The sequence below is a fragment of the Microbacterium kyungheense genome (assembly GCF_006783905.1).
Classification (GTDB): Bacteria; Actinomycetota; Actinomycetes; order Actinomycetales; family Microbacteriaceae; genus Microbacterium; species Microbacterium kyungheense.
The window spans coordinates 1,112,706-1,133,979 of record NZ_VFPE01000001.1 but is presented as its reverse complement, the minus strand read 5'-3'; the positions used below and the strand labels follow the sequence as shown (position 1 = coordinate 1,133,979).

The following is a 21,274-nucleotide window of genomic DNA, read 5'->3' as shown; positions in this document are numbered from 1 at the left end:
GAGCGCCTGAGACGGGTGAGGGATGCCGCGACCTGCCGATCCGGCACGTCGCGGCATCCCTCCGCAGGGCTTACGCGGCGCCGAGCGCCTGACGCAGCAGGTGCATGAGCGCCGACAGCTGCACCGAGTCGCTCGACTGCGGGTCGACGGCCTCGCCGTCGAGCGCACGGGCGGCGAGGCCCTGCTTCGAGTCGATGAGCTCGGCGATCTTGGTGTCGATCGTGTGGGCGGCGATGATGCGCCAGGCCGTGACGGGTTCGTCCTGGCCGATGCGGTGCACGCGGTCGATGGCCTGCGTCTGCTCGGCGGCCGTCCACGACAGCTCGGCGAGCACGACGTTCGACGAGGCCTGCATGTTGACGCCGACACCGGCGGCGGTCAGCGAGCAGACCGCGATGCCGACATCGGGGTCGTTATTGAACGCGTCGATGGCCTGCTGGCGGGCCGCTGTCGCCTGGTCGCCGCGCAGCGATACCGTCTTCAGGCCCGCCGCGGCGAAGTGCGCCTCGGCGGCGTCCATGACGTCGATGTGCTTCGCGAAGAAGACGACCTTGCCGACCGAGCGCTGCAGCTGCGCGGCGTAGTCGGCGGCGAGCACCGCCTTGGCCTGGCCGATCTTGCGGACCATCGTGAACACGTTCTCGGAGCCTGTGCCGGCGGCCTTGGACTCTTCGAGCTCGTTGTGGGCCACCAGGCGCACGATGTCGTCGTCGATCTCGCCCGGGGCGAGACCGCGATCGCCGCGCGCCTCGATGATGCGGCGGTACTTGGCGGCCAGGCGCTCACCGAGCTCACGCTCGGCCTGGCGGATCGAGCGGCCGAACTCGTCGTCCAGCTCGACCGGCAGGTCGGCGATGAGCTTGTCGGGAAGATCGGTCGCGACGTCCTTCTTGCGGCGCCGGACGATGCCCATCGAGATGACCGCGTCGCGCGCCTCGGGGTAGAACGACTTGTCGGCGGGGGTCAACCCCGTCTCGTCGAGCTTCTCCATCAGCACCGGGCCGGGCTTCTCGCCGTTGGTCCACCCGAGGAAGCGCCAGATCGCGTCGAAGTCCTCGACGTCGTTGATGAGCGGCGTTCCGGTGAGGGCCAGCAGCAGCGGGTTCGGCACCTGCTCGCGGACCCGGTTCGCGAGCGCCAGGACGTTCTGCGAGCGCTGCGACGTGAGGTTCTTGATGAAGTGCGCCTCGTCGACGACGATGCCCTTGAGGCCGATCGAGCTCAGCCACGACAGGTGGCGGTCGAGGATCTCGTAGTTGACGATGAAGACGTCGGCGAACGCGTCGATGGCCTCGCCGTCGCCCTGGATGACGGTGGCGCGACGCTGCGGCGTCCACCGCTCGACCTCGCGCGCCCAGTTCATCTTGACGACGTTGGGCACCACGGCCAGCAGCGGGTAGGCGTTCGCGACGGATGCCGCCAGCACCGACTCGGCCGTCTTGCCGAGGCCCGGCTCATCGGCCAGCAGGAACGTGCGATGCCCGGCGCGCACGGCTTCGAGGAAGCGCGACTGGTGGGGCATGACCTCCAGGCCGCGCGGCGACAGGCGGTCGAACTCCGGCACGGGCGGCAGGTCCATGGTGGCGCTGCCACCGCCGGCACCGGTCTCGAACGCCTTGTACAGCGGGCCCATGAGCTCCCAGCTGTCGAGCCGTCGGCGCGGCGTCTGCGTGGACGCACGCATCGTCAGGTCGGGCGCGAGGAACGGGTTGGCCTCGCGGCGCGCCTCGACCTGCGGCGGGATGACCTGGCGCTCGGCGAGGGCGGCGGGCACTACGGTGGCGGCGACGGGCGCGACGTCGGTGATGATGAGCTCGTCCGGCGGCAGTTCGGCGCCGGACTCGAGCAGCCAGTCGCGGCGCATGCGGCGCGCGACGGGCGACGTGGCCTGGTCGACCTCGAGCAGCTGGATGAGCGACGTGTCGCGTGCGGCGGTCTTCGCCAGGATCGTCGCGACGCCGTCGAGGCGCTTGAGCAGTTCGGCGCGGGCGGCGTCGGTGAGCGAGGTGTCGCTCTTGACGCGGGCGCGCTCCTCGCGCACCAGGAACGCGATGACCTGGAACTTGACGCGGTTGGTCGGCCCGAGCTTGCCGCGCTGGGCCTTCGCCTCGACCTCGCGCACCTTGCGGGCGAGGATCGGGATGATGGGGGCCTCGTCGTCGCGGCGCGCGGACGAGGACTTGCGGCGACGCTGCGCCGTCTGGGCGGGTGCCGTGGTCGGCATGCTCCTCCTGAGCGTGAGTGCCGGAATCGACCGGCGATGATCGGATGACACCGATGGTGCTGCGTGCTCCCGCGGGCGGCGCGAACGCCGTCGCGAACGCGGGATCAGAGATGGGTCCGGGCGGTCGCGGGCACTCGCTTCTGCGAGCTGCGACGGTCGCCTCAGACCTTCCCCGCTGTCCATTCTAGGGGAAAACGCCGCTCCGGCGTGAGGACAGGCCGTACAGCTCCTGCCGATTCAGCCCCAGAGCTTCGCCACGATGTCTTCGGTGTACCCGTCGGGGGCGAAGTTGATCCATGCTGTCGTGACGAGCGCGTCACCGGCGATGTAGTGCGTCTCGCCGCGGGTGTACTCGTTGTCGTCGAGGGTGACGCCCTTCTGCTCGATGCGGCAGACGGTTCCCTCGCCCATCGCCTCGCAGCCGAAGCCGGCGGCTTCGAGCACCGACGCCAGGCCCCCGGCCTGTTCGGCGTCGACGGCGGTGACATTCGTCGCGAGTCCGTACTCGCTGGGCTTGCCCCACGAGCAGCGCAGCGTCGGCACGCCGCTGTGGATGATCTCGAGCAGGTCGGCGTTCTCGGTCGAGAGCATCGTGACGCCCGGATCGTTGAGCGGCGGGTTCGCTGCCTGCAACTGGGCGAGCATCGCCGCCGAGTAGATGTCCTCGCAGGCCGCCGGCATCTCGAACCCGGCCTGCGGCTTGTCGGTCTCGATGGGCGTGACCGAAGGTCCGGGCGTCGGATCCTTGACGGTGATCGAGGGCGTGCTCGACGGCGTCGGCCCAGGAGTGCCCTCCGGCCTGCACCCCGTCGCGACGGCGGCGACCAGCACGAGCGCCGTCGCACCCACCACGAGCCGCGGAATCCCGTTCCGTCCCATCATCCTGCTTTCGCTCCACCGATCACGATCCGAGACTAACGACCCCGATCGAGGGATGCCGCGGGCCACGCCGTGCGCCCTGCCCGACGCGCGCGGCCTGCGGTCACGGACCGGCGTACGCGCTCTGCCACTCCGACAGGGTGCGCGGATCGTCGGTCACGATGCCGTCGACGCCGAGAGCGGTGACGGCGTCCCACTGCGAGTCGTGGTTGAGCGTGTAGACGACCACCCGGGCTCCGGCCGCGTGCAGCTCATCCACGATGCCCGGACGCGCCAGCACGGCCTTGCGACTGACGACGACACCCCGCGCGCCGGCCTCGGTCACGGCGCTCACGACGTCGGCGGGCAACTGCTTGAGGATCAGCAGCCGAGACAGCACCGGAGATCCGCTGGCGGCCAGCGCGAGGGTGCGGGCGTCGAAGCTCGCGAGCACCACCCTGCTCTCGAGGTCGCGTGCGGTGATCTCGGCGATGGCCGCATCGAGGGCTGCGGCATCCCATCGTCCCTTGAGCTCGACGATCGCGCGCCCCTGCGCACCGGCGAGGGTGTCGAGGAACTCGGTGAGCGTGGGCACCGGCGTGCCCGCGAAGGCGACGTCGAACCACGCGCCGGCGTCGAGCCGCCGCACCTCGGCGAGCGTGAGCGCGGCGAGCCGGCCGTGCCCGTCGGTCGTGCGGTCCACTGTCGCGTCGTGCATGAGGACCGGCACGCGGTCCGCGGTGAGCGCCACGTCGACCTCGACGTAGTCGAACCCGCTGTCAAGCGCTGCGGCGATGGCCGGGAGCGTGTTCTCAGGCGCGCTGGCCGCTCCCCCGCGGTGACTGGCGATGAACGCGGCATCACCGGGCGTGCGGGCGGCGCCGAGCAGTTCGCGTGAGCTGACGCGCGCGGGCGTCGCGCCGAGGAACGCGATGACGATGCTCGCGACAGCGAGCACGCACATGACGGACAGGGCGTGGATCCGGTCGCGGGCGCGATCGGACACCGCGGAATCGGGCATCGGGCATGTCCTCCGAGGGTCTTCCGCCACGTCCTCTTCGACGTGGTGCGGACCACTCTACATGCGCCGTTACCTTTTCGTTACTTTAGATTCGCTTGGCTTTGCCGCACCACCAGGACGGCGTCCCACAGCGCGTCCGCGACGTCGCGCTTGCTGCCACGACGCGCCGCGACGACCTCTCCCGCCGCGTCGATCACGGTCACGGCGTTGTCGGCCGACTCGAAGCCCCGCGTCCAGCCCACCTCGTTGACCGCGAGCAGGTCGGTGCCCTTGCGCGCCGCCTTGCGGCGACCTCGATCGAGGAGCGTCCCGCCCTCGCCGGGCGTCTCGGCCGCGAAGCCGACGATGGTCTGTCCCTCGCGACGCTGGCGCACCAGCCCCGCCAGGATGTCGGCGTTCTCGACGAGGTCGAGCGTGATGCCGCCCTGGGGCGCCGCCTCTTTCGAGCGCTTGAGCGTCGACACCTCGGCGACCCGGTAGTCGGCGACGGCCGCGGCCATCACGACGACATCGGCGGCGTCCGTCTCGGTCTCGACGGCCGCGCCGAGCTCGGCGGCGGTCCCCGCGCCCACGACCCGTACCGCGGGATGGGTGGATGCCTCGGCCAGCACGCCTTCGTCGACATGCGCCGCGACGAGCACGACCTCGGCCCCGCGGTCGGCGGCGGCCAGCGCCACGGCCACGCCCTGACGCCCGCTGGAGCGGTTGCCGATGAACCGCACCGGGTCGATCGGCTCGCGCGTGCCGCCCGCGCTCACGACGACCCGCAGGCCGGCGAGGTCGCCCGGAACGTCGACGGTGACGGCAGCCAGCGCCGCCTCGAGGATCGCCTCTGGCTCGGTCATGCGCCCCGGCCCGCTGTCGCCGCCGGTGAGCTCCCCCTCTTCCGGCCCGACAACGATGACGCCGCGCTCCTGCAGCACCGCCATGTTGTGGACGGTGGCGGGGTGTCGCCACATCTCGGTGTGCATCGCCGGCGCGACGACGACCGGCGCCGTGGTGGCGAGTAGGGTCGTTCCGAGGAGGTCGTCCGCGATGCCCGCGGTCATCTTCGCCAGCGTGTTCGCCGTCGCGGGCGCCACGATCACGAGGTCGGCCGACTGGCCGAGCGAGACGTGACGCACGCGTGCGACGTCGTCGTGGACGGAGGTCGTCACGGGGTGGCGGCTGATCGCCTCCCACGTCGGAAGACCCACGAACCGCAGCGCGTCGTCCGTCGGGACGACGTGGACGTCGTGACCCGCCTTCACCAGCAGGCGCACGAGCTGCACCGTCTTGTAGGCGGCGATCCCGCCCGTGACTCCGACCACGACGAACACCCTCCGATCTTGGCACGACCGCACGACGCGCGGACGGCCACCCGAACACCCAGGAGCTCCCCGCATGTGCACCGTCGTCATCCGCGTCCCCGAGTCGCCCGACCAGCCGACGCGCGTGCTCGCGGTGCGGGACGAGGATCCGGCGCGGCCGTGGAACCCGCTCGGTCGGTGGTGGCCCGAGGCGCACGACGGCGTCGTGGGCGTGCGCGACGTGCGCGCCGGCGGCGCGTGGCTCGCGGCCGATCCCGCGGCCGGACGCCTGGCGGTGCTGCTGAACAGGGCGGACGTGTCGCAGCGCCCCGAGTCCGAGCTCGTCTCGCGCGGCGGGCTCGTCCTCGACGCCGTCGCGGGCCGCTCCCCCGAAGGCGAGCCGCCCACGCACGGCTTCAACCTGGTCGAGGTCGACGGGGGACGGGCGCGAGTGCTCATGTGGGACGGCGATTCGCTGCGCACCGTCGATCTCGCACCCGGCACGCACATGGTCGCCCACGACGACGTCGACGACCCCGCCACGCCGCGCATCGCCCGCTGGCTCGGCGAGTTCCAGGAGGCGCCGCCCGCTGCCGAAGGTGACTGGTGGATGCCGTGGGTCCAGGTGCTCGCGCGCTCGGCCGAGCTCCCCCCGACGGACGACGACGCGATCATCCGCGACAACCGCCCGTACGGCTACCCGACGCTCTCGCTGCTCGCGTGCGTCGCCTCCGTCTCGGCGCACGATGTCGACGTGCACTACGGCGAGCTGACCGAGCCCGGCCAATGGGGAGGACTGGAGCTGGACTGAGCGACCGGCCCGGCTCGGTCTGCCGATCGCACGGGCCGCGCCCTCGCCCGCCCGCACCTACAATCGGATCCGCGTATGCGGACCGCCGGGTCGACGCGCCGCCGCCGGCCCCTCAGCACCGGCGAGTCGCGCGGCGCATCCGCGTGCGCGGATCCGATTCTGCGTAGCGCCGGGCTCCAGACTGGTCACCGCGCACAGGCGGGCGATAGGTTCACCCTGATGAAACCCGCGGCCAAGATCACGACCGGCATCGCCGGCGTCGCCGTCGCCGGGCTCGTCGCACTCGCGGTTCCCGCGTTCATCGCCATCGGCCACACCGCCGGCGGTGTAGCACAGGGGCTCGGAAACACCATGGACACGCTCGAGCCGAGCGTGGAACCGACTCCCGAGCCGACTCCTGAGCCGACGCGGCAGCCGACCCCGCACGACGCGAAGCAGGCCGCCGCGTGGGAGATCGGCTGTGACGACTTCGTGACCGTCGGCGACTACGTGAACGGTGAGAGGCCGCCGCGCCCCGACCGCGGCGCATCCGAATACGCGTCTGGCACGGCCACCTACCGCGAGGACGGCAGTGTCGCGACCTACACGGTCGCGGCGGGCGACTCAGGCATGAGCATCGGTGAGCGATTCTGCGTCGACTACATCACGCTCTACATCTTCAACCGCGTGCCGCAGGGAACGCTCCAGCCTGACATGGTCCTCAAGATCAACCCCGAGCCGCCCCCTCGTCCTCAGGCGTCGGAGGACTAGACCAGGCTCTTCGTGTGCCAGACCGTCTTCGTCTCGGTGAACGCGGAGATGCGCGCGAGGCTCGGGGCGGCGGCATCCACTCCGTTCTCAGGAGGGAGCACACGCGTGAGGGTCTCTGCCGCGGCGATCTGCAGATCGATCCAGTCGAGCTCACCGGCACCGACGAGGTCGAGCGCGTGCACATCGGGGTGCGACGCGAGCCACGGCGCGATCTCGGCGGGTGACCCGGTGAGGATGTTGACGACTCCCCCGGGAACGTCGCTGGTCGCCAGCACCTCGGCGAGGCTGATCGCCGAAAGCGGGTACCGCTGCGACGCCACCACGACCACCGCGTTGCCGGTGACGAGAGCCGGCGCCATCGCCGACACCAGGCCGACGAGCGCCGTGTCCTGCGGGGCGACGACACCCACGACGCCGGTCGGCTCGGGCACCGAGATGTTGAAGTACGGACCGGCGACCGGGTTGCCGTTGCCGGCCACCTGGCCGAACTTGTCGCACCAGCCGGCGTACCAGACCCAGCGGTCGATCGCCTCGTCGACCTCGGCACCCGCGACAGCGGCGGACACGCCCGTCTGCTGCATGATCTCGTCCACGAACTGGGCGCGACGGCCCTCGAGGATCTCGGCGACCCGGTACAGGACCTGTCCGCGGTTGTAGGCCGTGGCTCCGGACCAGCCCTTGACCGACCCGCGCGCGGCGACGACGGCATCCCTCGCGTCCTTGCGCGACGCAAGCGCGGCATTCGCGAGGAACTCGCCCTTCCGCGAGACGACCTCGTACGTGCGGCCGGACTCGCTGCGCGGGAAGGCGCCGCCGATGTAGAGCTTGTACGTCTTGGGGACGGTGAGGCGCTTGCTCACTTGCCCACCTCCTTCTTCGCGGCACGGGCTTCGCGTTTGGTCTCGCTCGTTCCTCGCTCGCTCAACGACCGGGGGGCATGCGCGCCCTTCAGGTAGGCGGCCAGGCCGTGGCGGCCGCCCTCGCGGCCGTAGCCCGACTCCTTGTAGCCGCCGAACGGCGACGACGGGTCGAACCTGTTGAAGGTGTTCGCCCACACGACGCCCGCCCGCAGACGGTCGGCGACGGCGAGGATGCGCGAGCCCTTGTCGGACCACACGCCTGCCGACAGCCCGTAGGGAGTGTTGTTCGCCTTCTCGATCGCCTCGGCAGGCGTGCGGAAGGTGAGCACCGACAGCACCGGACCGAAGATCTCGTCGCGGGCGATGCGGTGCGACGCCTGCACGTTGGTGAAGATCGTCGGGGCGAACCAGAACCCGTTGTCGGGGATGACGCAGTCGGCGCTCCAGCGCTCGGCGCCCTCTTCTTCGCCGACCTTGCTGAGCTCGCGGATGCGGTCCAGCTGCTCGCGCGAGTTGATGGCGCCGATGTCGGTGTTCTTGTCGAGCGGATCGCCGAGGCGCAGCGTCGAAAGACGGCTCTTCAGCCTGTCCACGACCTCGTCGTGGATCGACTCCTGCACGAGCAGGCGGCTGCCCGCGCAGCACACGTGCCCCTGGTTGAAGAAGATGCCGTTGACGATGCCCTCGATCGCCTGGTCGATGGGCGCGTCCTCGAACACGATGTTCGCGGCCTTGCCGCCGAGCTCCAGCGTCAGCTTCTTGTCGGTGCCGGCGACGGCCTTCGCGATCTCGCGGCCGACGGCGGTCGAGCCGGTGAACGCCACCTTGTTCACATCGGGATGCCGCACCAGGGCCCCACCCGTCGCCCCGGCTCCGGTGACGATGTTGACGACGCCGGGCGGAAGGTCGGCCTGCTGCAGGATCTCGGCGAAGATCAGCGCCGACAGCGGCGTCGTCTCGGCCGGCTTCAGCACGACGGTGTTGCCCGCCGCGAGCGCGGGCGCGATCTTCCACGCGAGCATCAGCAGCGGGAAGTTCCACGGGATCACCTGGCCGGCGACCCCGAGCGGGCGGGGGTCGGCGCCGAGGCCGGCGTAGTCGAGCTTGTCGGCCCAACCGGCGTAGTAGAAGAACCACGCGGCGACCAGCGGGACGTCCACGTCGCGGGACTCCTTGATCGGCTTGCCGTTGTCGAGGCTCTCGGCGACGGCGAGCTCGCGCGCCCGCTCCTGGACGAGGCGGGCGATGCGGAACAGGTACTTGCCGCGGTCGCGCCCGCTCATCTTCGACCAGGTGCGGTCGTAGGCACGGCGCGCGGCGGCGACCGCCGCGTCGACGTCGGCCTCGGTGGCCGTCGAGATCGTCGCGATGTGCGACTCGTCGGCCGGCGAGATCGTGACGAACGGATCGCCCGAGCCCGGGCGGAAGTCCCCGTCGATGAAGAGCCCGTACTCGGGCTTGAGGCTGAGGATCGCCCGCGACTCGGGGGCGGGCGCGTATTCGAGGAAGCTCATGTCGGTGTCCCGGTTCAGTCGATCGTCACGTAGTCGGCGCCGGAGTAGTGCCCGGTCTTCAGCTTCTGCCGCTGCAGCAGAACGTCGTTGAGGAGGCTCGACGCGCCGTAGCGGAAGAGGTGCGGCTGCAGCCATTCCTCGCCCACCGTCTCGGCGACGGTGACGAGGTACTTGATCGCGTCCTTCGACGTGCGGATGCCGCCCGCCGGCTTGACGCCGACCTTCTCGCCGGTCGCGCGATGCCAGTCCCGGACGACCTCCAGCATCAGGAGCGTCACGGGCAGCGTCGCCGCGGGCGACACCTTGCCGGTCGACGTCTTGATGAAGTCGCCTCCGGCGAGGATCGCCAGCCACGAGGCGCGCTTGATGTTGTCGTACGTGTTGAGCTCGCCCGTCTCGAGGATCACCTTGAGGGACGCGTACGTGCCGTCCTCGCGGCGGCAGGCCTGCTTGACGCGCGCGATCTGGTCGAACACCTGCCCGTAACGTCCGGAGAGGAAGGCGCCGCGGTCGATCACCATGTCGATCTCGTCGGCGCCGTGTGCGACGGCTTCGGCCGTGTCGGCGAGCTTGATGTCGAGCGAGGCGCGTCCACTCGGGAACGCCGTCGCGACGGCGGCGACGCTGACGCCGCCCTCGTCGGGGTCGCCGTGCGCCGAGCCGAGCGCCTCGACGGCGTACGGCACCATGTCGCCGTAGACGCAGACCGCTGCGACGCGCGGTGTGGTCTGGTCGGAAGCATCCGGATTCAGCGCCTTCGCGACCAGCGACCGCACCTTGCCGGGGGTGTCGGCGCCCTCGAGCGTCGTCAGGTCTATGAGCTGGATGATCCGGTCGAGCGCCCAGGCCTTGGACGAGGTCTTGATGGACCTCGTGCCGAGCGCGGCCGCGCGCTGCTCGAGGCCGACCGCGTCGACGCCCGGCAGACCGTGCAGATAGCGGCGCAGCGTCGTGTCGTCGGGTTGGCCGCCGAGGAGCTCTACGGCCCGCTCGGGCAGCGTCACGATGGAGGTGCCGGACATGTCGGGATTGCCTTTCATGGAGTGCGCGGGGCGCGGGGACGAGGGGGTCAGCCGTCGAGCAGCTGGAGGGCGGTGGACTCGTCGGTGACGAGCACGGTGCACAGACCCGAGGCGACGACCGCCGCGGCGACGGCGCGCTTTGCCGCCCCGGCGATGGCGGCGATCGCGACGCGGGCGTCGCGCAGCTCGTCGAGCGACAGGCCCACGGTGCGGGCGTCGAGGTCGGCGTCGACGATCCGCCCGTCGGCGTCGATGTAGCGTCCGACGACGTCACCCACTGCGCCGGCGGCCACGAGACGATCGATATCGGACGCGGACAGGTAACCGCTGTCGACGTGCACCGAGCCGTGGTCGGCGGCGCCGGCGCTGAACAGGTACGCGTCGGCGGAGCGAGCGAGCTCTCGCACGCGGGCCACGACGCGGTCGGCCTCGATCGCGTCCTTCGTGGCCCGATGTTCGAGGATCGCGGGGCTCGGCAGCAGCGCAGCGCTGCCGCCGCCCTTCTGAGCGATGCCGACGGCGGTGGCCGCCGCCGTGCCCGGCCGCGGGCTCATGCTGACGCCGCCGTTGATCTGCACGACATCGGTGTGCGAGGACCAGCCGTCGCGCAGGTGGTGCGCGACCTCGGTCAGGGTCCGGCCCCAGCTGACCCCCAGCACGCGCGGGCTCGGCCGCAGCGAGGTCAGGTGGTCGGCGGCGGCCTGGGCGACCCGCTGCTGCAGCTCGTCCTCGCTGCGCACGCCGGCGCGCGAGACCACGACGGCGTCGGCGAGCCCGCGCTCGTCGCGCAGACGGCGTTCGAGCTGCGGGCGGCGCGCCCGCGAGTGGAGGATCTCGATGCGCACGAAGCCGGCATCCTTCGCCTGGGTCAGCAGGCGCCCCACCTTCCAGCGGGTGATCTGCAGGCTCTTGCCGATCTCTTCCTGCGTGAGGTTCTCTTCGTAGTAGAGCTCGGCGGCACGGATCGAGAGGAGTTCGTCGACGGCGTCCACGATCCTCCCTTCGTCGTCACCTCCAGGCTGACACACGCGCGCACAAGGGAGCAACATCTGCACAGAACTTGCTCACATGAGCACGCTGGCCGCCCCGCCGAGCAGTCAGTCGGGATGCCTCAGCCGCCCGCAGTGGCCGCTGCCGGCCGCGCCGCCACGACCTTCGCGTGGCGCAGCAGCACGACGACGCCGATGCCGACGACCACGACGAACGCGATCGTCAGGCTGGTGAACGCGAACCAGTTCCCGTCCAGCGCCAGCACGATCGCCGCGGCCACCACGGCGATGGCCGCCGCGGCGAGCTTCGAGGCGAACTTCAGCCCGACCCCCGGTGTCAGCCGCCCCGCGGGGGCGTCGCCCCTCGCGAGGATCAGGTCGGCGAAGGCGTCGAGCGTCGCCAGCAGCGAGGCCGAGTACGCGACGGCGCAGCCCAGCGCGCCCCACAGGTTGACAGAATTCCCGGCCGCGGCTTCGGCGGCCCACACCCCCAGTGCGTACACGCCTCGATGCTAGGGCGGTCGCAGCCGCAGGTCTACGCCCCGGTCAGGAGAGCGACCGTCGGACCCGCACGATGTCGTCGGTCATCTGGGTGATGAGCGCGTCGACGTCGTCGAAGGCCACCATGCCCCGGATGCGCGCGACGAACTCCACCTCGATCGTGTGGCCGTACAGGTCGAGATCCGTCTCGTCGAGCACGTACGCCTCGACCTGGCGGACGTCGATGTCGTCGAACGTGGGGTTCGTCCCGATGCTGATCGCCGCCGGGTACCGCACGCTGCTGCGAGGGGAGGATGCCTCGTCCTCCGGCGTCCCCTCGTCCACCAGCCATCCGGCGTACACGCCCTCGGCGGGGACGAAGCCCTCGAGGTCGGCCGACAGGTTGGCGGTCGGGAAGCCGAGTTCGCGGCCGCGCTTGAGACCGTGCACGACCTCGCCGCGCACGGCGTGCGGACGACCCAGCAGGCGGGCAGCGCCCGCGACGTCGCCCGCGTCCAGCAACTCGCGCACCCACGTCGACGACACGCGGCGTCCGGCGTCGATCGCACGCACGTCGTCGACGACGTGCACCTCGAAGCCGAACTCGGGTCCGAGTTCGCGCAGCAGGTCGGGATTGCCCGCGCCGCCGCGGCCGAAGCGGAAGTCGGCGCCCACCATGACGATCCGCACGCCGAGCGCGCCCACGAGCACGTGCTCGACGAACTCGCGCGCGCCGAGGTCCGCGAGCGCGCGGTCGAACGTCAGCATGAGCGTGGCGTCGGCTCCGGCGTCAGCCAGCAGCCGCAGCTTCTGCTCCACGCCGACGAGGCTCTGCGGGCAGATCTCGGGACGCAGCAGGGCCAGCGGGTTGCGGTCGAACGTCACGGCGACGACGCGCGCGCCGGCGTCCGCGTCGGTCGCCGACCGAGAAGCGTCATCGACGAGACGAAGGGCATCCACTCTCGCGCGATCGATGACGGCGCGGTGGCCGGAGTGCACGCCGTCGAACTTGCCGATCGCCACGACCGACGGGCCGAAGCCGGCCGGCACTTCGCTCGGGTCGCGGAAGACGATCACGAGGCCACCGCCGCGGTGTCGGGCGTCGTCTGCCGGGCTGCGGGGCGGTGCGTGGCGAGCCACCAGAGGCCTAGGAACGGCAGCACCAGCGGCACGAAGAGGTATCCGCGCCCGTAGAACGACCACACGGAGTCGTGCGCGAACAGCTCGGGCGCGACGAGGCTCAGCGTGCCCACGACCAGCACGCCCACCAATTCGAAGACGATGGCCACCCACGCCACGACGTACCAGCCGCGGCGGCCGGCGAACACGAGTGCGAGCGTCGCGACGATGTACACGACGGCAGAGGCGGCCGACAGCGTGTAAGCGAGGGGGGCCTCGTCGAAGCGCTCGACGATCTGCACGAAGGACCTACCGGTGGCGCCGAGGGCCATGATCGCGTAGACGATCACGAGCACACGGCCGATGCCGGTCATACGGGGGCGGGCGGGCGACGACATAACCACCTGAGTTTAGTCGGTGCGCCCGAGGGCGGGAGCCGGATGCACGTCGACTCGTCGCTGACGCTCCTCGCTCAGCAACCGCCGCGACCCGCCGGCGCCGCAGACGCGCGCTGCGACGCATCAGGCGGGCTGGAGGGTCCAGATCACGTGCATGCGCCACACCATGACGGCGATCGACAGCGCAGCCACCCCCATGATGACGGTGCTCCAGCGACTGCGCTCGAGGAGCGCCCAGGCGACCGCGGCGAACGGCAGGAGCACCGCCGAGACGAGGTAGACCCAGAACTCGAGAAGGCTTCCGGTCGGCGGGTTGCCGGCGAACGGCGAGACGATCGCGATGACGACCTGCGCGACGAGCAGCAGTTCCACCAGCGCCAGCGATCCGACGGTCCAGTCGCTGGGGCGGCGCCCGGCCAGACCCGCGATGATGCAGAACAGGCCGGCCGCGACGGCGACCACCACCTGCACGATCGTGAACCACAGGATCATCGGGCCGCCTCCTCGGGCATATTCATGGCGCTCTTGACGTCGGCGCCGCGGCGCTCGACGATGCCGACCAGCACGCCGTCGGGGTCGACGGCGGCGGTGGGGCTCGCGCTGAGCCGCGCGGCCGCGCCGGTCAGCCGCTTGCCGTGGCGCAGGTCGCGCGCCTCGTCGGCGGTGACGTCGAAGCGCCCGAGGACGGCGGCGGCCGCGTCGGCCGGTGGGACCTGCGGCGCCTCGGCGAGGGCGTCGACGGCTGCCGCCCGTGTCACATCGAACGGCCCGATACGGATGCGTCGCAGAGCGGTGAGGTGCCCGCCGACGCCGAGCGCGGCGCCGAGGTCCCGAGCGAGCGAGCGGATGTAGGTGCCGCTGGAGCAGTCCACGACGACGTCGAGATCGACGACGCCTTCGGTCCCTGAGCCGGTCGAAGGACGGCGCTCCGCGATCACGTCGAACCGCGACACGGTCACCTCCCGTGCCTTGAGCTGCACGTCCTCGCCCGCGCGCGCGAGGTCGTAGGCGCGGCGCCCGTCGACCTTGATGGCCGAGAACGTGCTCGGCACCTGCGAGATGCGGCCCGTCAGCGGCGCGACGGCCTCGGCGATGCGGGCGGAGTCGAGGAACGAGGCATCCACCGTCGCGACGATCTGCCCGTCGGCGTCGTCGGTGTCGGTCGAGACGCCCAGGCGGATCGTCGCCTCATAGGTCTTGTCGAGACCGACGACGAACGTCAGCAGCCGCGTCGCGCCCTCGACGCCCAGCACGAGCAGTCCCGTCGCCATCGGGTCGAGGGTGCCGGCATGCCCGATCTTGCGGGTGCCGAGCGCGCGCCGCGCACGGGCGACGACGTCGTGACTCGTGATCCCCTGCGGCTTGTCGACCAGCAGGATGCCCGGCGCGGCCATCAGCCGGCGATCCGGGGGTGCGCGAGGTCGGCGTTGTCGACGACGACGTCCGCGGCCTCACGCGGGTGCGCCTCGTCGAGGTACAGCTGCTGACCCTGCCGGTAGCGCGCGTTGGAGGGCGCATCCGGGTCGGGGTCGCTGCCGTCGCGGAGCGCCATGCGGGCGTAGGTGACGGTGAACGGTGCGTCCAGCCAGATCGACCAGTCCCACAGGTCCTGCAGCTCGGGGCGGTGGAGGAAGATCCCGTCGACGACGAGCACCGCGTCGCGCGGCGCGGTCACCCACTGGGACTCGACGGGAGCGTCGCGGGCGACATCGAACGCCGCGAGCTGGAACCCGGTCGTCCCCGCGGTCTGCGCGCCGTCCCGGAACGGGTCCAGCAGCACGCGGCGGAAGGTGGCGTAGTCGTACGAATCGCGGTAGAACCCCTCGGGGCTGCGGCGTCCGAGCGCGTACCGCTCGGCGCGCGGCCGGTGGAACCCGTCGATCCCCGCCCGGAACACCGCGTCGCCGGCCTCGGCGAATACCTCGGCCAGCCCGTCGGCGAACACCGTCTTGCCCGCACCGTCCAGGCCGTCGACCGCGACCACGACGCGTCCCGCGGGGTACCGTCGCCGCACCCGGTCGCGCAGTTCGCGCCACAGCGTCGTGGGGGGCGTGATGGGCAGGCGCATGTCTCCAGCCTACGGCGCGGCGATGGGCCGCCCGTCCCCGGCGGGCGGCCCCGAGGGGCGGCCCCGTCCCGGCCATCGGCGCATCCCGGCGTTTCGCGAGCGCATACGCTGGAGCGCGTGCCCGTGACGACCGCTGCGCGACCCGATCTCGCGACGCCTCTCGTGGCGTGGTACCGCGAGAACGCGCGGGACCTCCCGTGGCGGCATCCGGAGTTCGGGGCATGGGGCGTGCTGGTCAGCGAGTTCATGCTGCAGCAGACCCCGGTGAACCGGGTCATCCCGCACCTGGAGGCGTGGCTGCAGCGCTGGCCCGCTCCCACCGATCTCGCCGCGGCGGCGCCGGCCGACGCGGTGCGGCAGTGGGCGAACCTCGGCTATCCGCGCCGCGCGCTGTGGCTGCACCGCGCGGCCGTCGAGATCCGCGACCGTCATGACGGCGTCGTGCCGCGCGACGTCGACGCGCTGCTCGCCCTCACCGGGATCGGCGACTACACCGCGCGCGCCGTGGCCGTCTTCGCGTACGGCGACCGGCATCCCGTCGTCGACACGAACACGCGGCGAGTCCTCGCGCGCGCGATCGACGGGCGCTCGCAGCCGGGGCCGCCGTCGCGCCGCGACCTCGAAGCGATGGCGGCGATCCTGCCCGCGGACGTGGCGACCTCAGCGGTCGTGAACGCCGCCGCCATGGAGCTCGGCGCCATCGTGTGCACGGCGCGGTCGCCGCGGTGCGAGATCTGCCCACTGCGTGACCGCTGCGCGTGGCTCGCCGCGGGGCGACCCGACACCGGGGACGACCGCCGCAAACAGGCGCGCTATGAGGGCAGCGACCGTCAGGCGCGGGGCGCGGTGCTGAAGACGCTGAGGGATGCCGCCGCCCACGCCGTCCCGCTGGCAGAGGTCGTACCGGACTGGCCCGACGCGCTGCAGCGCGACCGCGCGATCGACTCGCTCATCACGGACGGGCTGGCCGAAGCATCCGACGAGATGCTACGGCTCCCCCGCTGAACCGGCTCACAGACTTCGCAGATCCTGACGTCCTGCGCAGAAACGCGCGGGAATCCTGCGATTCCCACGCGTTTCTGCGAAGTCTGTGAGCCCGAGGGCCGGGACTCAGTCCTCGTCGCCGAGCTCGCGGGGCTTCAGGTACGGGTCGGCCTCGCCGGCGTACGTGGCACCGGCCGCGAGACCCGCGACGGACTGGTCGCGCTCGCGCGCCTCGCGCAGCAGATCCTCGATGTGCACGGCGTTCTCGGGGATCGCATCCGCGATGAACTCCAGGCTCGGCGTGAGGCGCACGTTGAGGTGCTTGCCGACCTCGGACCGCAGCATCCCGGTCGCCGACTTCAGCGCCTGGGCCGAAGCCTCGCGCTCCTCGGCGGTGCCGAGCACGGTGTAGAACACCGACGCGTGCTGCAGGTCACCGGTCACGCGGACGTCGGTGATGGTCACGAAGCCGAGTCGCGGGTCGCGCAGACCCTTCTCCAGCCGCTCGGCGAGGATCACGCGGATGCGGTCGCCCAGGCGGGCCTGACGTTCGCTGGCCATGATTGTGCTCCTTAAGGGGGTGATTCCGGATGCCTCCGAGGAGGCATCCGGAATCAGAACGCGGACTCAGCCGCGCGGCTTCTCGACCATCTCGGTGGTCTCGATCTCGTCGCCCACCTGGATGTCGTTGTACTTGCCGAGGCCGATACCGGCTTCGTAGTCGGTGCGCACCTCGGTGACGTCGTCCTTGAAGCGGCGCAGCGACTCGATCGCCAGGCCGTCGGCGATGACCACGCCGTCGCGGATGACGCGCGCCTTGGCGTTGCGCGTGATCGTGCCCGAGCGGACGATGACACCGGCGATGTTTCCGAACTTCGAGGAGCGGAACACCTCGCGGATCTCGGCCACGCCCGACTGGACCTCTTCGTACTCCGGCTTGAGCAGGCCCTTGAGCGACTGCTCGACGTCGTCGATCGCGTTGTAGATGACCGAGTAGAACCGGACGTCCACACCCTCGCGGGCGGCGCGCTCGCGCGCCTTCGTGTCGGGACGGACGTTGAAGCCGATGACGATCGCGTTGTCGATCGTCGCCAGGTTGATGTCGGACTCGGTGATCGCACCGACGCCGCGGTGGATGATCCGCAGCTGCACCGAGTCGTCGACCTCGATCTTGAGGAGCGACTCCTCGAGCGCCTCGACGGCACCCGACACGTCGCCCTTGATGATGAGGTTGAGCGACTCGACCTTGCCCTCTTCGAGAGCGCGGGTGAAGTCCTCGAGCGAGATGCGCTTGCGAGCCTTGGCCAGCTGGGCGTTGCGCTCGGCCGCCTCACGCTTCTCAGCGATCTGGCGGGCCGTGCGGTCCTCTTCCGTGACGATGAACGTGTCGCCGGCGCGGGGCACGGAGTTCAGACCCTGCACCTGGACCGGACGCGACGGGTAGGCCTCTTCGACCGGGTCGCCGTTCTCGTCGATCATGGCGCGCACGCGGCCGTAGGCCGTGCCCGCGACGATCGCGTCGCCGACGCGCAGCGTTCCGGACTGGATGAGCACCGTGGCGACCGAACCGCGACCCTTGTCGAGCTTCGCCTCGATCGCGACACCGCGCGCATCCTTGTTCGGGTTGGCCGTGAGGTCCAGGCCGGCGTCCGCGGTGAGCAGCACGGCGTCCAGGAGCTCCTGGATGCCGGTGTTCTGGCGGGCCGACACGTCGACGAACATGACGTCGCCGCCGTACTCCTCGGCGACCAGGCCGTACTCGGTCAGCTGCTGGCGCACCTTGGCCGGGTTGGCCTCGGGCTTGTCGACCTTGTTCACCGCGACCACGATCGGCACATTGGCCGCCTGGGCGTGGTTCAGGGCCTCCACCGTCTGCGGCATGATGCCGTCGTCGGCCGCGACCACGAGGATCGCGATGTCGGTGACCTGCGCACCACGGGCACGCATGGCGGTGAACGCCTCGTGACCGGGGGTGTCGATGAAGGTGATCGCGCGCTCGATGCCGTCGTGCTCGGTCCAGACCTGGTACGCACCGATGTGCTGCGTGATGCCGCCGGCCTCGCCCGCGACCACGTTGGTCTGGCGGATGGCGTCGAGCAGTCGCGTCTTACCGTGGTCGACGTGGCCCATGACGGTCACCACCGGAGGACGGATCTCGAGGTCTTCCTCGTTCTCCGCCTCCAGCTCGGCCTCGAGGTCGAGACCGAAGCCCTCGAGGAGCTCCTTGTCCTCGTCCTCGGGCGAGACCATCTGGATCTTGTAGCCCAGCTCGGCACCGAGCACCTCGAACGTCGCCTCGTCCAGCGACTCGGTGGCCGTGGCCATCTCGCCGAGGTTGAAGAGGATCGTCACGAGCGTGCCGGGCTGCACGGTGTACCCGCGCAGGGCTTCGAGCTTGTCGGCGAAGTCCGCGATCGACGCACCGCGGCGCATGCGGATGATCTCGCCGTTGCCCTTCTGGACGTTGACGCCGCCGACGACCGGCGCCGACCGCATCTCGAACTCCTGCCGCTTCGCCCGACGCGACTTGCGCTGCTTGGACTTGCCGCCGCCCTTGCCGAAGGCACCTGCGGTGCCGCCGCCGGGACCACGGCCACGACCGCCGCCACCGCCGGGACGACCGGCGAAGCCGCCGGGCGCACCCGCACCGGGAGCGCCGCCCGGGCGCTGGAAGCCACCGGCGCCGCCGGGACGACCGGGACCGCCGGGACGCTGCTGGAAGGGGGCGCCGGGACGACCGCCACCGCCGGGACGACCCGCACCGCCCGGACGCGGGGCGCCGGGACGCGGGGCGCCGGGGCGCGGAGCCTGCGGACGCGGGATGTTGCCGGGCGTCGGACGCTGGCCCATGCCCTGCGCCGACGCGAACGGGTTGTTGCCCGGACGCGGACCGGCGGGACGCTGGCCCATGCCCTGCGAGGACGCGAAGGGGTTGTTGCCGGGGCGCGGCGTGCCGCCCGGGCGCGGTGCCTGCGGCGTCGCGCCGGCGGGGCCGGGCTTCGGCGCGCCCGGCTTGGCACCGGGAGCAGGTGCCGCGGAGGCGGCGGGCGCCGCGGGCGCGGCAGCAGCCGGAGCGGCGGGGGCCTCGGCGGCCTGAGCCGCCTTCGCCGCAGGGGCAGCGGGAGCGGCCGGAGCCGCGGGCGCAGCCGGACGCGCCGGACCGGGCTTTGCGGCCGGACCGGGCTTGACCGCGGGCCCGGGCTTGGCAGCCGGGGCGCCGGGCGTCGCGGCGGGGCGCGCCGCACCGGGCTTGGCAGCCGCGGGGGCGGGAGCCGCGTCGGACTTGGCCGAGCCCTCGGCTTCGAGCGCGGCGCGAAGCTTTCGCGCCACGGGGGGTTCGATGGTGGACGAGGGGCTCTTGACGTATTCGCCGAGCTCCTTCAGCTTCTCGAGCGCGACTTTGCTGTCGACGCCGAGCTCGGAAGCGATCTCGTGCACGCGTGGTTTGGCAGCCACAAATTCTCCTGTCTGGGGTCTGCCCAGACAGGGCAGACCGTTATCGGCGGACGGGTCTCATTTCGAGCCGTTCACTTTGTTTCCATAGCCGTTCAGCCTTTTCGCTGGATGTGCTCTTCGATGGTCTGCGTGTCAAGCGGGCCTGACACACGCAATGCCCGCACGAAGGCGCGGCGCCGGATGGCGGCATCCACGCACTCGGGCGTCTCGTGCACCCACGCGCCTCGTCCGGGCATCGACGCGCGCTCGTCGATGACGAGGGCGGAATCGATGGAGACCACCCTGAGGAGGGCGGACCGGGGAGCACGCGTGCGGCATCCGACGCACGTTCGTACGGCCTCCATCCTACACCGACTCGCTGAGCGGCAGCGCCGCGGGGCTCAGCTGTCCTCGAGGATCGAGTCGGGCTGGATGTCGATCTTGGCGCCGGTGAGCTTGGCGGCCAGGCGCGCGTTCTGCCCCTCTTTGCCGATCGCGAGCGACAGCTGGTAGTCGGGCACGAGCGCGCGGACGGCCTTGTTCGAGGCATCCAGGATGAAGCTCGACGTCACCTTCGCCGGCGACAGCGCGTTCGCGACGAACTTCGCCAGCTCGGGGTCGTAGTCCACGATGTCGATCTTCTCGCCGCCGAGCTCCTCAGTGACCGCGCGCACGCGGCGGCCGAGCTCGCCGATGCACGCGCCCTTGGCGTTGATCGAGGGGTCGTTGGCCTTGACGGCGATCTTGGTGCGGTGTCCGGCCTCTCGCGCGAGCGAGACGATCTCGACGAGCCCCGCGGGGATCTCGGGCACCTCGAGGGCGAACAGCTTGCGGACGAGCCCGGGGTGGGTGCGCGAGACCGTGATCTGCGGGCCCTTCGTGCCCTTGGCCACCGACGTCACGTACACGCGCAGGCGCGCGCCGTGGGCGTAGTCCTCGCTGGGCACCTGCTCCTCAGGAGGCAGGATCGCCTCGACCGAGCCGAGGTCGACGTGCACCATGCGCGGGTTCGGGCCCTGCTGGACGATGCCGGCGACGATGTCGCCCTCCTTGCCGCGGAACTCTCCCAGCACGGCGTCGTCGGCGATGTCGCGCAGTCGCTGGCTGATGACCTGCTTCGCGGCGAACGCGGCGATGCGGCCGAAGTCCTCGGGGGTCGACTCCTCTTCGCCGACGACCGCGCCCTCTTCGTCGAGCAGCGGGATGAACACCGCGACGTGACCGGTCTTGCGGTCGAGCTCGGCACGTGCGCCCTCGGGCAGCTCGCCGGTGGGCGAGGTGTGCTTGGCGTAGGCGGTCAGGATCGCCTGTTCGATGATGTGCACGAGCTCGTCGAAGGGGATCTCCTTCTCGCGCTCGACGGTCCGCAGAAGTCCGAGATCGATGTCCACAACAGCCTCCGTATTCAGCTCTCACCGGCCCGCCTGCGCGCGCCGGAACCCTACAACGTTA

Annotated in this window: 21 protein-coding genes; 3 read left to right on the top strand and 18 right to left on the bottom strand. The window is 71.3% G+C overall.

Annotation, left to right across the window (positions count from 1 at the left end; all coding sequences use genetic code 11):
* Positions 1–70: 70 nt before the first annotated feature.
* The 4 genes from FB391_RS04985 to coaBC form a co-directional block, all read right to left on the bottom strand.
* Positions 71–2,224, bottom strand: a complete 2,154-nt coding sequence (locus FB391_RS04985) for a DEAD/DEAH box helicase (RefSeq protein WP_141893179.1) — start codon at positions 2,222–2,224, stop codon at positions 71–73.
* Between the two features lie 237 nt (positions 2,225–2,461).
* Entirely contained in the window at positions 2,462–3,103 is a 642-nt protein-coding gene (locus FB391_RS04980) for a hypothetical protein (protein WP_246093360.1), read from the bottom strand.
* Positions 3,104–3,206: 103 nt separating this feature from the next.
* Positions 3,207–4,103: a glycerophosphodiester phosphodiesterase gene (locus FB391_RS04975; protein ID WP_141893175.1), complete on the bottom strand. Its 897-nt coding sequence runs from the start codon at positions 4,101–4,103 to the stop codon at positions 3,207–3,209.
* Positions 4,104–4,183: 80 nt separating this feature from the next.
* A complete protein-coding gene (gene coaBC / locus FB391_RS04970) occupies positions 4,184–5,422 on the bottom strand; it encodes a bifunctional phosphopantothenoylcysteine decarboxylase/phosphopantothenate--cysteine ligase CoaBC (RefSeq protein ID WP_141893173.1) in 1,239 nt (412 codons plus the stop codon).
* Between the two features lie 64 nt (positions 5,423–5,486).
* Here coaBC and FB391_RS04965 point away from each other — a divergent pair, with 64 nt between their 5' ends.
* Positions 5,487–6,203 carry an NRDE family protein gene (locus tag FB391_RS04965; RefSeq protein ID WP_141893171.1) on the top strand — a complete coding sequence of 239 codons (717 nt, stop codon included), beginning with the start codon at positions 5,487–5,489 and terminating at the stop codon, positions 6,201–6,203.
* 219 nt (positions 6,204–6,422) lie between these two features.
* Positions 6,423–6,953: a hypothetical protein gene (locus FB391_RS04960; protein ID WP_141893169.1), complete on the top strand. Its 531-nt coding sequence runs from the start codon at positions 6,423–6,425 to the stop codon at positions 6,951–6,953.
* On the opposite strand, the gene FB391_RS04955 is transcribed toward FB391_RS04960, so the two are convergent.
* The 10 genes from FB391_RS04955 to FB391_RS04910 form a co-directional block, all read right to left on the bottom strand.
* Positions 6,950–7,813, bottom strand: coding sequence for an aldehyde dehydrogenase family protein (locus FB391_RS04955; protein ID WP_141893167.1), 864 nt, complete (start codon positions 7,811–7,813; stop codon positions 6,950–6,952). The genes FB391_RS04960 and FB391_RS04955 overlap by 4 nt on opposite strands.
* A complete protein-coding gene (locus FB391_RS04950) occupies positions 7,810–9,327 on the bottom strand; it encodes an aldehyde dehydrogenase family protein (RefSeq protein WP_246093359.1) in 1,518 nt (505 codons plus the stop codon). Before FB391_RS04950 ends, FB391_RS04955 begins: the two co-directional genes overlap by 4 nt.
* Before the next feature lie 14 nt (positions 9,328–9,341).
* A complete protein-coding gene (gene deoC, locus FB391_RS04945; RefSeq protein WP_141893165.1) occupies positions 9,342–10,349 on the bottom strand; it encodes a deoxyribose-phosphate aldolase in 1,008 nt (335 codons plus the stop codon).
* A 47-nt stretch (positions 10,350–10,396) separates the two neighbouring features.
* Positions 10,397–11,341, bottom strand: coding sequence for a sugar-binding transcriptional regulator (locus FB391_RS04940; RefSeq protein WP_141893163.1), 945 nt, complete (start codon positions 11,339–11,341; stop codon positions 10,397–10,399).
* Positions 11,342–11,460: 119 nt separating this feature from the next.
* Positions 11,461–11,841: a hypothetical protein gene (locus FB391_RS04935; protein ID WP_141893161.1), complete on the bottom strand. Its 381-nt coding sequence runs from the start codon at positions 11,839–11,841 to the stop codon at positions 11,461–11,463.
* 43 nt (positions 11,842–11,884) lie between these two features.
* Entirely contained in the window at positions 11,885–12,895 is a 1,011-nt protein-coding gene (locus tag FB391_RS04930; RefSeq protein WP_141893159.1) for a bifunctional riboflavin kinase/FAD synthetase, read from the bottom strand.
* Positions 12,892–13,335: a hypothetical protein gene (locus tag FB391_RS04925; protein WP_141893157.1), complete on the bottom strand. Its 444-nt coding sequence runs from the start codon at positions 13,333–13,335 to the stop codon at positions 12,892–12,894. Before FB391_RS04925 ends, FB391_RS04930 begins: the two co-directional genes overlap by 4 nt.
* A 123-nt stretch (positions 13,336–13,458) precedes the next feature.
* Positions 13,459–13,827 (bottom strand): hypothetical protein, encoded by a 369-nt coding sequence (locus tag FB391_RS04920; protein WP_141893155.1) that lies wholly within the window; start codon positions 13,825–13,827, stop codon positions 13,459–13,461.
* On the bottom strand, positions 13,824–14,729 hold the full coding sequence (truB, locus tag FB391_RS04915; protein ID WP_141893153.1) for a tRNA pseudouridine(55) synthase TruB: 906 nt from the start codon (positions 14,727–14,729) through the stop codon (positions 13,824–13,826). The genes FB391_RS04920 and truB overlap by 4 nt, the downstream gene beginning before the upstream one ends.
* Positions 14,729–15,403 (bottom strand): nucleoside/nucleotide kinase family protein, encoded by a 675-nt coding sequence (locus FB391_RS04910; RefSeq protein WP_141893151.1) that lies wholly within the window; start codon positions 15,401–15,403, stop codon positions 14,729–14,731. The genes truB and FB391_RS04910 overlap by 1 nt, the downstream gene beginning before the upstream one ends.
* A 117-nt stretch (positions 15,404–15,520) precedes the next feature.
* On the opposite strand from FB391_RS04910, the gene FB391_RS04905 reads away from it, so the two are divergent.
* Positions 15,521–16,408: an HhH-GPD family protein gene (locus tag FB391_RS04905; RefSeq protein ID WP_185842945.1), complete on the top strand. Its 888-nt coding sequence runs from the start codon at positions 15,521–15,523 to the stop codon at positions 16,406–16,408.
* Positions 16,409–16,513: 105 nt separating this feature from the next.
* Here FB391_RS04905 and rbfA read toward each other — a convergent pair whose 3' ends face one another.
* The 4 genes from rbfA to nusA all read right to left on the bottom strand — a co-directional run bounded on the left by rbfA (position 16,514) and on the right by nusA (position 21,213).
* On the bottom strand, positions 16,514–16,948 hold the full coding sequence (gene rbfA, locus FB391_RS04900) for a 30S ribosome-binding factor RbfA (RefSeq protein WP_141893149.1): 435 nt from the start codon (positions 16,946–16,948) through the stop codon (positions 16,514–16,516).
* A 66-nt stretch (positions 16,949–17,014) separates the two neighbouring features.
* Positions 17,015–19,843 (bottom strand): translation initiation factor IF-2, encoded by a 2,829-nt coding sequence (gene infB, locus FB391_RS04895; RefSeq protein ID WP_246093357.1) that lies wholly within the window; start codon positions 19,841–19,843, stop codon positions 17,015–17,017.
* Between the two features lie 92 nt (positions 19,844–19,935).
* Entirely contained in the window at positions 19,936–20,187 is a 252-nt protein-coding gene (locus FB391_RS04890; protein ID WP_141893148.1) for a YlxR family protein, read from the bottom strand.
* A 36-nt stretch (positions 20,188–20,223) separates the two neighbouring features.
* Positions 20,224–21,213 carry a transcription termination factor NusA gene (gene nusA / locus FB391_RS04885; protein ID WP_141893146.1) on the bottom strand — a complete coding sequence of 330 codons (990 nt, stop codon included), beginning with the start codon at positions 21,211–21,213 and terminating at the stop codon, positions 20,224–20,226.
* Between the last annotated feature and the right edge of the window lie 61 nt (positions 21,214–21,274).